The sequence below is a fragment of the Pseudomonas sp. TUM25319 genome (genome assembly GCF_056388475.1).
This window is the reverse complement of the sequence record NZ_CM150751.1, coordinates 6,257,170-6,272,446: the sequence shown is the minus strand read 5'-3', so window position 1 is coordinate 6,272,446 and position 15,277 is coordinate 6,257,170. Positions and strand designations below refer to the sequence as shown.

15 protein-coding genes are annotated in these 15,277 nt (G+C 64.0%); 8 read left to right on the top strand and 7 right to left on the bottom strand.

Features of this window, described 5'->3' with window-relative positions:
- Positions 1-7 precede the first annotated feature (7 nt).
- The 6 genes from mltB to lipA all read left to right on the top strand — a co-directional run bounded on the left by mltB (position 8) and on the right by lipA (position 5,322).
- Positions 8-1,018, top strand: coding sequence for a lytic murein transglycosylase B (mltB, locus tag AC05QJ_RS28330; RefSeq protein WP_476744509.1), 1,011 nt, complete (start codon positions 8-10; stop codon positions 1,016-1,018).
- A complete protein-coding gene (locus tag AC05QJ_RS28325) occupies positions 1,018-2,016 on the top strand; it encodes a septal ring lytic transglycosylase RlpA family protein (protein ID WP_476744508.1) in 999 nt (332 codons plus the stop codon). Before mltB ends, AC05QJ_RS28325 begins: the two co-directional genes overlap by 1 nt.
- Positions 2,017-2,163: 147 nt before the next feature.
- Entirely contained in the window at positions 2,164-3,324 is a 1,161-nt protein-coding gene (locus AC05QJ_RS28320) for a D-alanyl-D-alanine carboxypeptidase family protein (protein WP_476744507.1), read from the top strand.
- A gap of 74 nt (positions 3,325-3,398) precedes the next feature.
- Positions 3,399-3,674, top strand: coding sequence for a DUF493 domain-containing protein (locus AC05QJ_RS28315; protein WP_476748026.1), 276 nt, complete (start codon positions 3,399-3,401; stop codon positions 3,672-3,674).
- Entirely contained in the window at positions 3,674-4,321 is a 648-nt protein-coding gene (gene lipB / locus AC05QJ_RS28310) for a lipoyl(octanoyl) transferase LipB (RefSeq protein ID WP_476744506.1), read from the top strand. Before AC05QJ_RS28315 ends, lipB begins: the two co-directional genes overlap by 1 nt.
- Before the next feature lie 2 nt (positions 4,322-4,323).
- A complete protein-coding gene (gene lipA, locus AC05QJ_RS28305; protein WP_476744505.1) occupies positions 4,324-5,322 on the top strand; it encodes a lipoyl synthase in 999 nt (332 codons plus the stop codon).
- Positions 5,323-5,479: 157 nt separating this feature from the next.
- Here the strand turns inward: lipA and AC05QJ_RS28300 are convergent, their stop codons facing one another.
- The 5 genes from AC05QJ_RS28300 to leuS all read right to left on the bottom strand — a co-directional run bounded on the left by AC05QJ_RS28300 (position 5,480) and on the right by leuS (position 11,461).
- Positions 5,480-6,796: a lytic murein transglycosylase gene (locus AC05QJ_RS28300; protein WP_476744504.1), complete on the bottom strand. Its 1,317-nt coding sequence runs from the start codon at positions 6,794-6,796 to the stop codon at positions 5,480-5,482.
- A 62-nt stretch (positions 6,797-6,858) separates the two neighbouring features.
- Positions 6,859-7,023: an alternative ribosome rescue factor ArfA gene (gene arfA, locus AC05QJ_RS28295; RefSeq protein ID WP_476744503.1), complete on the bottom strand. Its 165-nt coding sequence runs from the start codon at positions 7,021-7,023 to the stop codon at positions 6,859-6,861.
- A gap of 84 nt (positions 7,024-7,107) precedes the next feature.
- Positions 7,108-8,145 carry a DNA polymerase III subunit delta gene (holA, locus tag AC05QJ_RS28290; protein WP_476744502.1) on the bottom strand — a complete coding sequence of 346 codons (1,038 nt, stop codon included), beginning with the start codon at positions 8,143-8,145 and terminating at the stop codon, positions 7,108-7,110.
- A 36-nt stretch (positions 8,146-8,181) separates the two neighbouring features.
- On the bottom strand, positions 8,182-8,787 hold the full coding sequence (locus tag AC05QJ_RS28285; protein ID WP_476744501.1) for an LPS-assembly lipoprotein LptE: 606 nt from the start codon (positions 8,785-8,787) through the stop codon (positions 8,182-8,184).
- 67 nt (positions 8,788-8,854) lie between these two features.
- On the bottom strand, positions 8,855-11,461 hold the full coding sequence (gene leuS / locus AC05QJ_RS28280) for a leucine--tRNA ligase (protein ID WP_476744500.1): 2,607 nt from the start codon (positions 11,459-11,461) through the stop codon (positions 8,855-8,857).
- A 238-nt stretch (positions 11,462-11,699) separates the two neighbouring features.
- Between leuS and AC05QJ_RS28275 the strand changes: the two genes are divergently transcribed.
- A complete protein-coding gene (locus tag AC05QJ_RS28275) occupies positions 11,700-12,014 on the top strand; it encodes a hypothetical protein (protein ID WP_476744499.1) in 315 nt (104 codons plus the stop codon).
- Positions 12,015-12,142: 128 nt separating this feature from the next.
- Entirely contained in the window at positions 12,143-12,904 is a 762-nt protein-coding gene (locus tag AC05QJ_RS28270; RefSeq protein ID WP_476744498.1) for a YdcF family protein, read from the top strand.
- A 3-nt stretch (positions 12,905-12,907) separates the two neighbouring features.
- Here the strand turns inward: AC05QJ_RS28270 and lnt are convergent, their stop codons facing one another.
- Positions 12,908-14,425: an apolipoprotein N-acyltransferase gene (gene lnt / locus AC05QJ_RS28265; protein ID WP_476744497.1), complete on the bottom strand. Its 1,518-nt coding sequence runs from the start codon at positions 14,423-14,425 to the stop codon at positions 12,908-12,910.
- Between the two features lie 8 nt (positions 14,426-14,433).
- The gene (locus AC05QJ_RS28260) at positions 14,434-15,273 is read right to left on the bottom strand and encodes an HlyC/CorC family transporter (protein WP_476744496.1); all 840 of its coding nucleotides are present in this window, start codon (positions 15,271-15,273) and stop codon (positions 14,434-14,436) included.
- Between the last annotated feature and the right edge of the window lie 4 nt (positions 15,274-15,277).

The window sequence follows — 15,277 nt, the reverse complement described above, 5'->3', positions numbered from 1 at the left end:
TTTCTTGATGCAAGCAATGCGTGGCTGGATGGCCCGTTGTGTCCCTCTTGCCGGTCTGGTCGGTCTGCTCGGCGGGGTGCACCAGGCCCAGGCCGGCGACTACGACGGATCGCCCCAGGTGGCTGAGTTCGTGGGTGAAATGACCCGCGACTACGGTTTTGCCGGTGAGCAACTGATGGGCGTGTTCCGTGACGTACAGCGCAAACAGGCGATTCTCGACGCGATTTCCCGGCCTGCCGAGCGGGTCAAGCCGTGGAAGGAATACCGCCCGATGTTCCTCACCGATGCGCGCATCGCCCGCGGTGTCGATTTCTGGCGCCAGCACGAGGCCGTGCTGGCCCGCGCCGAGCAGGAATATGGCGTGCCGGCCCAGGTGATCGTGGCGATCATCGGCGTCGAAACCTTCTTCGGTCGCAACACCGGCAATTACCGGGTGGTGGATGCGCTATCGACCCTTGCATTCGATTACCCGCCACGGGCGCCGTTCTTCCGCAAGGAGCTGCGCGAGTTCCTGTTGCTGGCCCGGGAAGAGCAGGTCGATCCGCTGACCCTCAAGGGCTCCTATGCCGGTGCCATGGGCTTGCCGCAGTTCATGCCAAGCAGCTTCCGCGCCTACGCCGTGGACTTCGACGGCGACGGCCACATCAACATCTGGAACAACCCCGACGACGCCATCGGCAGTGTCGCCAGCTACTTCAAGCGTCATGGCTGGGTCAGTGGCGAGCCGGTGGTCAGCCGCGCCATGGTCCGCGGTGAGCGGGTCGACGAAGGGCTGAGCCCTGCGCTGGAGCCGGTCAAGACGGTGGGGGAGTTGCGGGCACTGGGCTGGTCGAGTCATGATGCGCTGCGCGATGATCTGCCGGTCACCGCTTTCCGGCTCGAAGGAGACAACGGCCCCGAATACTGGATGGGCCTGAAGAACTTCTACGCGATCACTCGCTACAACCGCAGCGTGATGTACGCCATGGCGGTACATCAACTTTCAGACCTGCTGGTTCAGGCAAGGGGCGCCCGGTAATGCGCGTACTGTTCTCCGCTACATCCCTCAAGCTGCTGAGTTGCGTGGCCGTCGGCGTATTGCTGGTCAGTTGCTCCTCCAGCCGTCCGACCTCGCAGCAGAGCGGCAATATCGTCCGTTCCAAGCCCGGCCTCGACATCAACCGGGCTCACAAGGACGGTGCACCGTGGTGGGACGTCGATGTCTCGAAGATCCCGGATGCCACGCCGACCGTGCACAACGGCAACTACAAGGCCAACCCGTACACCGTACTGGGCAAGACGTACTACCCGATTCCCGATTCGCGCAACTACGTCGCCCAGGGCACTGCCTCCTGGTACGGCACCAAATTCCATGGGCAGAACACCGCCAACGGCGAGGTCTACGACCTCTACGCCATGACTGCGGCGCACAAGACCCTGCCGCTGCCGGCCTACGTCAAGGTGACCAACCTGGACAACAACCGCAGCGTCATCCTGCGGGTCAACGACCGTGGGCCGTTCTATTCCGACCGCATCATCGACCTGTCGTACGCGGCGGCGAAGAAGCTGGGGTATGCCGAGACCGGTACGGCGCGGGTACGCGTCGAGGGCATCGATCCGCAACAGTGGTGGGCCCAGCGCGGTCGCCAGGCTCCGGTCGGGCTCGAACCCCAGGTCGCGCAGCAGACCGTGTCGATTCCGGCGACCACCGGCACCGTCGAGCAGTGGACCCCACCGCCGCAGCAGCACGCCGCTGCCGTCGTGCCGGTACAGGTGGCCAGCAACAGCCTGCCGGCCAATGGCGGCACCTTCCTGCAAGTGGGGGCATTCGCCAACCCGGATGCCGCCGAGTTGCTACGCTCCAAGTTGAGCGGCATGGTCAGTGCCCCGGTGTTCATCAGTTCCATCGTGCGCAACCAGCAGACGCTGCACCGCGTGCGCCTGGGGCCGATCCGCAGCCAGGGTGAAGTCCAGCAGACCCAGGACAGCGTGCGCCTGGCCAATCTGGGACAGGCCAAAGTAGTCACGGCTGACTGACCGGGGGGACTGGTCGGTTTGTCATGTAGCCGGGCCGAACAGCCATGTACAATGGCGGTTTTGCTCGGGGCGCGACGGATTGCCGCAGCGCCTTTGTAACATTTTGCCCCGCTGGGGCATGAGCCCATTAGCCATTTCGAGAGACGGATGAACATCACCACCTTTGCCAAACGCCTTTGCCTGCTTGTACCGCTGATGATCACCCCTGCCGCCTTCGCGGCAGAGCAGATGATGCCGTCGCCGCCGCAACTGGCAGCCAAGTCCTACGTGCTCATGGAAGCCTCCAGCGGCAACATTCTGGTCGAGAACAATGGCGACCAGCGTCTGCCTCCGGCGAGCCTGACCAAGCTGATGACCGCCTACATCGCGACCCTGGATATCCGTCGCGGCCAGATTGGCGAGAACGACCCGGTCACCGTCAGTGAAAACGCCTGGCGTACCGGCGGCTCGCGGATGTTCATCAAGGTGGGTTCGCAGGTAACCGTCAGCGACTTGCTGCACGGCATCATCATCCAGTCCGGCAACGATGCCAGCGTGGCCCTGGCAGAACACATCGCCGGCAGCGAAGACGCCTTCGCCGACATGATGAACAAGACCGCTGGCGACCTGGGCATGAGCAACAGCCACTTCATGAACCCGACCGGCCTGCCGCACCCGGAGCACTACTCCTCGGCGCACGACATGGCACTGCTGGCTCGCGCCATCATTCATGAAGACCCGGCTCACTATGCGATCTACTCGCAGAAAGAGTTCTTCTGGAACAACATCAAGCAGCCCAACCGCAACCTGTTGCTGTGGCGCGACAAGACCGTCGACGGTCTGAAGACCGGCCACACCGAAGAGGCCGGCTACTGCATGGTGTCGTCCGCCGTGCGTGACGGCATGCGTCTGATCGCCGTGGTGTTCGGTACCAACAGCGAGCAGTCCCGTGCTGCCGAGACCCAGAAGCTGCTGACCTACGGTTTCCGCTTCTTCGAAACCCAGACCTTCTACCAGAAGGGCACCGAGCTGGCCCAGGCCCAGGTCTGGAAGGGCACCAGCAGCCAGGTGAAGGCCGGTCTGGCCGAAGACCTGACCATGACTTTGCCTAAAGGCCAATTGAAGAAACTGGCCGCCAGCATGACCATGAACCCGCAACTGATGGCCCCGATCGCCAAAGGTGACGTGATCGGTAAAGTCGAAGTCAAACTGGATGACAACGTTGTTCACAGCGCCGACCTGATTGCGCTGGACGGCGTCGAGGAAGGTGGTTTCTTCCGTCGGGTGTGGGATAGCATTCGGCTATTCTTCTACGGGTTGTTCAACTGATATCGTGACCTGCCATGCCCCTGCCATCATGCGGGGGCATCGTTGTTGCCACGGCTTACGAGGCCGTTACTGCCATGACTCAAACTGATGTCAAAGCGCCAAAAATCGAATTTCCCTGCTCGGATTACCCTATCAAGGTAATTGGCGATACTGTCGTTGGCTTCAAGGACACCGTCATCGAGATCCTGAGCAAATATGCCAAGGTCGATCTGAGTACGCTGGCCGAGCGCCAGAGCAAAGAAGGCAAGTACACCACCGTACAGCTGCATATCATCGCCACGGGCGAGGACCAACTGCACAATATCAACAGCGCCCTTCGCGCGACGGGTATCGTGAAACTGGTGATCTGATGTCCTCGACCCTCGGCTTTCGCGAACTCGGGCTGCTGCCTTACGAACCGGTGCTTGAAGCCATGCGCCGGTTCACCGACCAGCGCAAGCCGGGCAGTGGCGACGAGATCTGGCTGGTGGAGCATCCACCGGTCTTCACCCAGGGCCAGGCCGGCAAGGCCGAGCATTTGCTGGTGCCGGGCGATATCCCGGTGGTGCAGACCGACCGTGGCGGCCAGGTGACCTATCACGGCCCTGGCCAGTTGGTGGCTTACCTGATGCTGGATGTGCGTCGCCTCGGTTTTGGCGTACGCGATCTGGTATCGCGCATCGAGCGCTGCCTGATCGAGTTGCTCGCCAGCTATGGCGTCGAGGCGGCGGCCAAGCCCGATGCGCCGGGCGTCTACGTCGACGGGGCGAAAATCGCCTCCCTCGGCCTGCGCATCCGCAATGGCTGCTCCTTCCATGGCCTTGCCTTGAATGTGGACATGGACCTTGCGCCATTCCGCCGAATCAACCCCTGCGGGTATGCGGGGCTGGCCATGACCCAGCTGCGTGAACACACAGGCACTATCGAACTCTCCGAGGTAAGGGCAAGGCTGCGCGGACAGCTGGTCAAGCACCTCGATTATGCTGAGCAGACGACCCTTGCGGGCGGAATCGACTGAATATGACTATTGTGCAAGAGCCGGTGCAAAGCACCGTGACCCCGGCCCCCCGGCCGAAGGTCGAAGCCGGTGTGAAACTGCGTGGCGCGGAAAAGGTTGCGCGTATCCCGGTCAAGATCATCCCTACTGAAGAACTGCCGAAGAAACCTGACTGGATTCGCGTGCGCATCCCGGTTTCCCCGGAAGTCGACCGGATCAAGCAACTGCTGCGCAAGCACAAGCTGCACAGCGTCTGCGAAGAAGCCTCCTGCCCGAACCTGGGCGAGTGCTTCTCCGGCGGTACCGCGACCTTCATGATCATGGGCGACATCTGCACCCGTCGTTGCCCGTTCTGTGACGTCGGCCACGGCCGGCCGAAGCCCCTGGATGTCGACGAGCCGAAGAACCTGGCCGTAGCCATTGCCGACCTGCGCCTGAAGTACGTGGTGATCACCTCGGTGGACCGCGACGACCTGCGTGATGGCGGTGCCCAGCACTTCGCCGACTGCATTCGCGAGATCCGCGCGCTGTCCCCGGGCGTCCAGCTGGAAACCCTGGTGCCGGACTACCGTGGTCGCATGGACGTCGCCCTGGCCATCACGGCCCAGGAGCCGCCGGATGTGTTCAACCACAACCTTGAAACCGTGCCGCGTCTGTACAAGGCCGCGCGTCCTGGCTCGGACTACCAGTGGTCGCTGACCTTGCTGGAGAAGTTCAAGGAGCTGGTGCCGCATGTTCCGACCAAGTCGGGCCTGATGCTCGGCCTGGGCGAGACTGACGAGGAAGTGATCGAAGTGATGCATCGCATGCGCGAGCACAACATCGACATGCTGACCCTCGGCCAGTACCTGCAGCCGTCCCGCAGCCACCTGCCGGTGCAGCGTTTCGTCCATCCGGACACGTTCGCCTGGTTCGCCGAGGAAGGTTACAAGATGGGCTTCAAGAACGTCGCTTCCGGGCCGCTGGTGCGTTCTTCGTACCACGCTGACCAGCAAGCGCACGAGGCCAAGATCAAGCTCTGATCCCGAGCCATGAAAAAGCCCCCGTACCTGAGAAGGTGCGGGGGCTTTTTCTTTACCAGCGGCAAGTTACAAGCTGCAAGCTACAAGAAAATGCGTGTGACGATGCGGACTGCTTTTTCTTGCCGCTTGCCGCTTGAAACTTGCCGCTTGCCGTACATCACCGAGCGCGCAGGCTATCCAGCAACTTGTGGGTCGGATACCCGTCTGCCGGCCAGCCCAGTGCTTGTTGGGCATTGCGAATGGCCTTGCGGGTGTTGGCGCCAATGATGCCGTCTGCCGTGCCGGCGTCGTGGCCGCCGGCGTTGAGCAGGTCCTGCAATTCGATCCGCTCGCTGCGGCTCAGTGGCAGGTCGTCTTTCGGCCAGGCACCGCGAATGTAGCCTGCGCCATCGAACCGCTCGTTCAGCAAACTGACCGCCAGGGCATAGGATGACGAGTTGTTGTACTTGAGGATGGCGCGGAAGTTGTCCAGTACCAGGAACGCCGGGCCCCGATAGCCTGCTGGCAGCAGCAGGGCGGCAGACAATTGCTCGCTACCGGCCGGAACACGGCTGCCCGCCGGCAGGGTCAAGCCCATGCGCAGCCACTCGGCGACCGTCTTGCGTTGGCTGCCATCAGCCTGCCAGTAATCGAAGCCCGCTGGCAGCGCCACCTCGAAGCCCCACGGCTCGCCGCGTTTCCAGCCTGAGCTCTGAAGATAGTGGGCGGTGGAGGCCAGGGCGTCGGCGGAGCTGTTCCAGATGTCGCGGCGACCGTCACCGTCGAAATCCACGGCGTGGGTGTCGTAGGTGGTGGGGATGAACTGGGTCTGGCCCATGGCGCCGGCCCAGGAACCGCGCATGGCTTCAGGCGCGATATCACCGTTCTGCAGGATCTTCAGTGCCGCCAGCAACTGCGCCTGGGCGAACGCCGGCCGACGGCCCTCGTAGGCCAGGGTGGCCAAGGAGCGGATCACCGATTTGTTGCCCTGGAACTGGCCAAAATTGCTTTCCATGCCCCAGACCGACACCAGCACATTGCGGTCAACGCCATAGCGCTGCTCGATGCGGCTGAGCAGGTCATAGTTCTGCGACAGCAGGGTCTTGCCATTGCGTACGCGCAGCGCCGACAGGGCGCCGTCGAGGTATTCCCACACCGGACGGGTGAACTCGGGTTGGCTGCGGTCGGCCTTGATCACGTCCATGTCCGGCGTGAGGCCGGCAAACGCCCTGTCGAACAGGCTCGGTGCTATACCCGCCTGCAGTGCCTGCTGGCGAAAGCTGGCCTGCCACTCGGCGAAGCTCTGCTGCGGCTGGATTTCGATGTCGGAGGGCGGCGTCGGCTGGACCAGCGCTGGAGCAGGGGCCGTCTGGGCCGGAGCGATGGGCAGTGCATCGGCGGCGGTCGGATGTTCTGCGCAGGCGACGAGCAGGATGAGGCTGGAGGCAGCGGTCAGGTGGCGGAACTGCCAGCGACGGGAAAGGCAAAGGGGCATGCACGAATCCAGGTAATACGGGTCAAGGTGACGACCATATCATGCCTGCGGTTTTCCTGCTTTCATGCGGCCCTAAAGGAAGAAGCCTCCCAATCTCTCGATTGGAAGGCTTCGCGGCGGTAGCTGCCTTTGCCCTTGCCGGCCCGTTCCTGGCGGCAGCGGAACAGCGGTTGGGCGACGAGGGATTTGGCCTTGTTAGGCCGGGATTTTGCCGGTTTCTTGCTCATGTGCAGGTCCTGCCTGGGTGGATTCGGCGCGAACTATAGGACCGCTGGTCCGTCACCGCAAGACCGCTCGTCACACCGCAGGCATCACTCCGCAGGCAGGCTGATGCGCTGCCCGGCCATCAGCAGCGACAGCCGCGTCAGGCTGGTCCAGGGTGAACCCTGGGCCTGGCCCTTGATCTGCGCGTCGATGCGCTGGGCATCGCTGAGCAGTTGGCCCCAGCGCTGCGCCGAGTAGCGTTGCAGCGCCTTGCTCATCAGTGGCCTGCGCTTGTCCCAGACAGGCGGGCGGGCCTGGCTGAAGGCTTTTTCCAGCGGCACGCCCTGGCTGAATTGCTGGGCCAGGCCGGCCAGTACCCGCAGTTCACGAGCCAGGGCCCAGAGGATCACCGGCGGCTCGACGCCCTCGCCCCGCAGACCTTCGAGCATGCGCAGGGCATGGGCCGCCTCGCCGTTGAGCACGGCATCCACCAGGCCGAAGACATCGAAACGCGCGCTGTCGGCGACAGCGGCCTGCACCGTTTCCACGGTGATGGTGTTGCCGTCGGCGAGCAGCTTGAGCTTTTCGACTTCCTGGGCGGCGGCCAGCAGGTTGCCTTCGACCCGCGCCGCGATCAGTTCGACGGCGTCACGCTGCGCCGCCAAACCCGCCTGGGACAGCCGCTGGTTGATCCATTGCGGCAGTTGCTGGGTATCGACGGGCCAGATCTGGATGAATTGCACCTGTTGGCCATCGACCAGCGCCTTGCCCCACTTGGTTTTCTGCGCACTGCCATCGAGTTTGGGCAGGCTGATCAACAGCAGGGTGTCGTCGGCGGGCCGCGCGCAATATTCGATCAGGGCCGCGGCACCCTTGTCGCCCGGCTTGCCCGAGGGCAGGCGCAGTTCCAGCACGCGCTTCTGGGCGAACAGGGAAAGGCTGGCGCCCGCCTGGAGCAGGGTGCCCCAGTCGAAGTTGGCGTCGGCACTGAACACCTGGCGCTCGTCGAAACCCTGTTCGCGAGCGGTCTTGCGGATCGCGTCGGCGGCTTCCTGGCACAGCAGCGGGTCATCGCCGCTAACCACGTAAACCGGGGCGAGCGGACCTTGCAGGTGTTTGTTGAGCTGGGCGGGGGCGAGTTTCATAAAAGAAGTCGGGGCGCCGAAGCGCCCCGTTCAGGCTCACTTGGCCGGGATTTCCAGGGGCGACTGCTGAGGTGTGGCGTCCTGCGCACGGCGGGCCGCTTCCAGTGCCTCGGCTTCGGCGCGGGCACGCTCATCAGCCTTGACCTGCAGCTCGTCGAGCTGGCCCGGGGTCAGCAATTGCAGGCGCAGCATCATGTTCTGCACCAGATCGCGGCGCATTTCCTTGCGGATCTGAGTCGCTTCCTGGCCGGAGCCGGTGATGTTGTTGCCGTCATGGACGTAGATCTTGCGCACTTCCAGCTTGTCGGCAAGCAGGGACGTGTCGTTGTGACCCTGGATCTCATAGGACAGCGTGGTGTTCAGTTCGTACTCGACCGAGCGTGCGGAGCCGGCATAGCTGGCTGCGCGCTGGGTTTCCTGCTCGTTGGTCAGGACCAGCTTGTAGGGCGAGCCGGCGTGGACGTTGACGCCGCTGCTGCGCAGGGCATCACGCAGCAAGGTCACAGTCTCGCCGTAGGCGTTGCGGGCGGTCAGGTCCAGTTCCTTGACGGTAAGTTCGTTGGTGCCGGTACCGCGCAGGTGAAAACCGCAGGCACTGAGCATCACGGCCAGGCCCATCACCAGCAGATTGCGTTTGATCATCTTGTTGCTCCCTGGAAACCTTATGGGACTCTTCTCTGTGGGCGCTCCGCAGAGCGCCCATTTCCTGTCAGTTGGCGACGATGTTGACCAGCTTGCCGGGAACCACGATGACCTTGCGGATGCTCAGGCCTTCGGTGAAGCGCAGCACGTTTTCGTTGCTGCGGGCCGCAGCTTCGATTTCTTCGCGGCTGGCACCGGCCGGCATTTCGATCTGGCCGCGCAGCTTGCCGTTGACCTGAATGACCAGTTGCAGGCTGTCCTGTACCAGCGCGCTTTCGTCCACGCTCGGCCAGCCGGCGTCGATGGCCGCGCCACTGTGGCCGAGGCTCTGCCACAGGCCGTGGCTGATGTGCGGCGTGATCGGCGCCAGGATCAGGGTCACGGCTTCCAGGCCTTCCTGGATCAGGGCGCGGTCCAGATCGGTTTCCTGCGAAGCTTTTTCAAGCACGTTCATCAGGGTCATGACCTGGGCGATGGCCGTGTTGAACTTGTGGTGCTGGCCGACATCGATGCTGGCCTGGCGGATCGCCGAGTGGGTGGCGCGACGCACGGCCTTCTGCGCGTCGTTCAGCGCGCTGAAGTCAGCCTTGGCCGGCAGCCCTTGGGCAACGTGAGCCTGGGCCAGACGCCAGACACGGCGCAGGAAGCGGCTGGCGCCTTCGACGCCGGAGTCGGACCATTCCAGGCTCATGTCGGGCGGCGAGGCGAACATCATGAACAGGCGGCAGGTGTCGGCGCCGTAGGCATCGATCATCGCCTGCGGGTCGACGCCGTTGTTCTTCGACTTGGACATCTTCTCGGTGCCGCCGATTTCCACCGGCAGGCCGTCGGTCTTCAGGCGTGCGCCGATGATCTTGGCCTTGGCATCGCGCTCGATTTCGACATCGGCCGGGTTGAACCAGTCCTTGCCGCCGTTGCTGGCGACGCGGTAGTAGGTTTCGGCGACGACCATGCCCTGGGTCAGCAGGTTCTTGAACGGCTCGTTGGAGGACACCAGGCCCTCGTCGCGCATCAGCTTGTGGAAGAAGCGTGCGTAGAGCAGGTGCAGGATGGCGTGTTCGATACCGCCGATGTACTGGTCGACCGGCAGCCAGTGGTTGGCCGCTTTCGGATCGACCAGACCGCCCTCGTAGTTCGGCGAGGCGTAGCGGGCGAAGTACCACGACGACTCGACGAAGGTGTCCATGGTGTCGGTTTCGCGCTTGGCTGCCGTGCCGCATTTCGGGCAGGTGCACTCGTAGAACTCGGGCATGCGCGCCAGTGGCGAACCGGCGCCGTCCGGCACCACGTTCTCCGGCAGGGTGACCGGCAACTGGTCTTCCGGCACCGGCACGTCGCCGCAGGACGGGCAATGGATGATCGGGATCGGGCAGCCCCAGTAGCGCTGGCGGCTGATGCCCCAGTCGCGCAGGCGGAACTGGGTGCGGGACTTGCCGAGTTCCCTGGTGATCAGCGCCGCCTCGATGGCGTCGAAGGCGCCGGCGAAGTCCAGACCGTCGAATTCGCCGGAGTTGATCAGCTGGCCGTGCTCGCCATAGGCGGCCTGCCACTCGCTGCCGACATCATCACCGGCGCTGGTGCGGACCACGGCCTTGATCGGCAGCTTGTACTTGCTGGCGAACTCGAAGTCGCGTTCGTCGTGGGCCGGAACAGCCATGACCGCGCCGTCGCCGTAGTGCATCAGCACGTAGTTGGCGATCCACACCGGCAGTTTCTCGCCGGTCAGCGGGTGGCGGACCTGCAGGGAAGTGGCGACGCCTTTCTTCTCCTGGGTGGCGATGTCGGCTTCGGCGACGCTGCCGCTCTTGCATTCGTCGATGAAGGCTTGCAGCGCCGGGTTGCCCTGGGCGGCCAGGGTGGCGAGCGGGTGTTCGGCCGCGACGGCGACGTAGGTCGCGCCCATCAGGGTGTCCGGACGGGTGGTGAAGACTTTCAGTGCACCCGACTCGCCGATGCTGGCTTCGTCGTAGGGGAACTGCACTTCCATGCCGCGGGACTTGCCGATCCAGTTGCGCTGCATGGTCTTGACCTGCTCGGGCCAGCCCGGCAGTTCGTCGAGGCTTTCCAGCAACTCGTCGGCGTAGTCGGTGATCTTGAAGTAGTACATCGGGATTTCGCGCTTCTCGATCAGCGCGCCCGAACGCCAGCCACGGCCGTCGATGACCTGCTCGTTGGCCAGTACGGTCTGGTCGGCCGGGTCCCAGTTCACGGTACCGTTCTTGCGGTAGATCACGCCTTTTTCGAACAGGCGGGTGAACAGCCACTGTTCCCAGCGGTAGTAGTCCGGCTTGCAGGTGGTGACTTCACGGGACCAGTCGATGGCCAGGCCCAGGCTCTTGAGCTGGGTCTTCATGTAGTCGATGTTTTCGTAGGTCCACTTGGCCGGCGCGACGTTGTTCTTCATCGCGGCGTTTTCCGCCGGCATGCCGAAGGCGTCCCAGCCCATCGGCTGCAGGACGTTCTTGCCCAGCATGCGCTGGTAGCGGGCAATCACGTCGCCGATGGTGTAGTTGCGCACGTGGCCCATGTGTAGCTTGCCGCTCGGGTACGGGAACATCGACAGGCAGTAGTAGGTGTCCTTGCCTGGCTGTTCACTGACTTCAAAAGACTTGTGCTCGTCCCAGTAGGACTGGGCGGCGGCTTCGATTTCGCGGGGCTGATAGTGTTCGTGCATGGCTACTTTGCGCTGAGAAATGGGAGACCTTATCCAGGCTGGTCGCAGACCGTTTTCGCCCGGGAACAGACCCTAGAGTGAACGCCGTAGCATACATGACCCCCATCGGTCGTGGGAAACCCTGATTGCATCGCCGGCAGGCTGCCGGGGCCGTTGGTCGCGGCGCCCGGCCGCTTTTGCGAGTGACGCTAAGCTCAGGTGTGGGGGAGATGAATTTTATCTTCTATGAGGTGAACGGATGGGAGAGTCGCAGCTACCAGCACTGAAACCGGAACTCTACGAGCGGCTGATCGATCGTCTGGGGCTGGCCCTGGACGTGGCCAGAACCTCGGTTCGATTGCGCGATGAAATGCCTGCCGAACTGGAACTGCGTGGCCTGAGCCGCGCCGAGTTCGAAGTGATCAAAGCTTATCTCGAAGCCATCCCCGGGCGCGGGCAGGTGGGTTCCAACCTTGCAACCCAGGCGGAAACGCCACCCTCGGGCCGGGTCATCTGGCTCAAGGACAAGAAACGCTCCACAGCGCCCAAGTCCAGAACGCTGCACTTCAAATAACCGTTCGGGATAATCATGGCGCAACCCGGAACGCGCCACCGCGGGATACTTTTCACACTGAACGGCGCCTGGCAGTGTTGCCAGGCGCCGCTTTCTTTTAGGCTTCGTGCATTTCAGGGAGATGCCGGATGCCGTTCCGTCTATTCATCAAGCAATGGTTGATGCCACCGGGCATCTTGTTCCTGCTGCTGGTCGCCGCCTGGTGGCTGCGCACGTCGTGGCCGCGAACCGCGCGCCTGTGCTTCTGCGCCGGCCTGGGCGGGCTGTGGCTCATGAGCCTGCCACTGGTCATGCAGCACGTCGCCAGGCAGCTCGAAACGGTTGAACCGTTGTCGGTCAGCGAGTGGGCGGCGTTGTCCACTCGCGCCGATGCCATCGTCATTCTGGGGGCGGGGCGTGAGCGCGGAGACCCGGCCTGGGGCTCGGAGGACCAGCCCACCGGAATTGCCCTGGAACGCATGCGCTACGCCGCGCAGTTGGCCAAGGCGTCCGGGTTGCCGGTGGCGACGACGGGTGGATTGCATTACGGCTCGCCGCCCAGCGAGGCGAGGCTCATGGCGGACGCGATGCAGCGCGACTTCGGGGTGACGGTGCGCTGGCGGGAAGAGCAAAGCCGCACCACCTGGGAAAACGCCGAGTTGAGTGCTGCGATGCTGCAGCCCCAAGGCGTCAGGCGTGTGGTTGTGGTCACTCAGGCCTGGCACATGCCGCGTTCTGTCTGGAGTTTCGAGCGCGCCGGCTTCGAGGTGGTGCCGGCCCCTGTCGGCTTCCTGGGCGTTGACCATGACGTGCCGTTCGGCGGTGTCCTGCCATCGTTCAAGGCGTTCTGGCAGAACGGCCAGCTCTTCAATGAAGCCGCTGGCCTTGTCGGTTACCGACTGTTCTATTGAGCCTCAGACAGTCTTGGCCATGCGGCTGGTCAGCAATGCCCAGCCGAGCAGCAGGACGCAGATGATCGTCAGTGGCCACGAGCGCCATTGCAGGTAGGGCGTGAGCTGCTGCATGGGCACCACGTCGCCGTACAGGATGCCGCGCTCGAACTGCGGGATCTGCGCGGTGATGCGGCCAAACGGGTCGATCAGCCCGGTGACACCGTTGTTGGTGGCGCGGATCATCCAGCGGCCGGCTTCCAGTGCGCGCATCTGCGCCATCTGCAGGTGCTGCAGCGGGCCGATGGATTTGCCGAACCAGGTGTCGTTGCTGATGGTCAGGAGAATGTCGCTGCGGGCCGCGAGGCTGGCGGCCAGCTCCGGATAGACCACTTCGTAGCAGATGAACGGCGCCAGTTGATAACCCTTGGCCTGCAGCAGCGGCTGGTCCGCCGGGCCGCGGGCGAAGTCGGACATCGGCAGGTCGAAGAACTGGATCAGACCGCGCAGCAGGTCTTGCAGCGGTACGTACTCGCCGAAGGGCACCAGTTTCTGCTTCAGGTAGGTGCCGTCGCCCTCGCCGATGGCGGTGATGCCGTTGTAGTAGCGACGCTGTTCATGCTCGACCTGACGCACTGGCACACCGGTAATCAGGGCCGAGTGCCGGTCGCCGGCGAAGCCGCTCATCATGTCCAGGTAGCCCTGTACCGAGTCCTTGAACACCGGCACTGCCGTTTCCGGCCAGACGATCAGGTCCGCGGGCTTGCTGGTGAAGCTCATGTCGCGATACAGCTCCAGCTGATGGCGCAGCTGGCTGGGTTCCCATTTGACGCTTTGCTCGATGTTGCCCTGGATTGCCGCGACCCGCAGCGGCTCGCCCGAGGGCACGGTCCAGGCATGACCCTTGAGCCCCAGGCCGACGGCCCACGGGCCGATCAGCAGGAGCACACCGGCGACCAGGAAGGCCTTGCGCTGGCGCAGGCGGTGCAGGTTGCACAGCAGCGCGGCCGTCAGTGCCAGGGTGAAGGAGACCAGCCACATGCCGCCCAGCGGCGCCAGTCCCGCCAGGGGGCCGTCGAGCTGGCTGTAGCCTGCGTAGAGCCAGGGGAAACCGGTCAGGAACCAGCCGCGGAAGGCTTCCTGGGCGAGCCACAGCGCCGCGAAGCCAAGGGCATCGGCCAGTGGCGCTTCGTTGCGGCGCAGGAAACGGGCCCAGACCCAGGCGGGCAGGGCGAAGAACCAGGCGATGGCGGCGAAGAACGCCAGCATCAGCCCGCCGGCCAGCAGGGCCGAGGCGCCGCCGTAGGTATGGATGCTGACGTAGATCCACCAGGTGCCGGCGGCGAACAGGCCGAAGCCGTAGCACCAGCCGCGACCCAGGGCCTGGCGCGGGCTCAGCTCGCGCAGCCCGAGGTAGAACAGCCCCAGCGCCACCAGGGCCAGCGGCCAGATGTCGAAGGGGGCGAGCGTCAGGGTGGTCAGGGCGCCGGCCGCCACGGCCAGCAGGTTACCGGGCCAGCCGGGGCGGGTGATCCAGCGCATGGTTATCCTTAACGGGTGACGGGGGTCAGGCGCAGCAAATGTATCCGCCGGCTGTCGGCGTTGAGGATACGGAAGCGATACGGCCCGATTTCGGTGGTTTCGTTGCGCTTGGGCAGGTGACCGAAGGCGCTCATGACCAGGCCGCCGACCGTGTCGAACTCATCGTCGGAGAACTCGCTGTCGAAGAACTCGTTGAAGTTCTCGATCGGCGTCAGGGCCTTGATCAGGAAGTCACCGCTGGGCAGCGGCTTGATGTAGCTGTCTTCCTCGACATCGTGTTCGTCCTCGATGTCGCCGACGATCTGCTCCAGCACGTCCTCGATGGTCACCAGGCCAGCCACGCCGCCGTACTCGTCGATGACGATGGCCATGTGGTTGTGGTTGGCGCGGAACTCGCGCAGCAGCACGTTCAGGCGCTTGGACTCGGGTACGAAGGTTGCCGGGCGCAGCAGGTCCTTGATGTTGAAGCTGTCGCCGTTCTCCTTGAGGATCAGCGGCAACAGGTCCTTGGCGAGCAGGACGCCGAGGACATCGTCGTGGCTTTCGCCAACCACCGGATAGCGCGAGTGCGCGGCCTCGATCACCGCCGGGAGGAACTCGCGGGGCGACTGCGATGCCTTGATGCTGATCATCTGCGACCGCGGGACCATGATGTCGCGCACCTGCAGGTCGGCGACCTGGATGGCGCCTTCGACGATGGTCAGGGCCTCGCTGTCGAGCAGCTTGTTCTGGTGGGCTTCGCGCAGCAGCTCGAGGAGCTCCTGGCGGTTTTTCGGCTCATGGGCAAAAGCCTGGGTCAGTTTGCCCAGCCAGGACTTCTGCCCGTTGCTCGATCGATCTTCGCTCATGGCG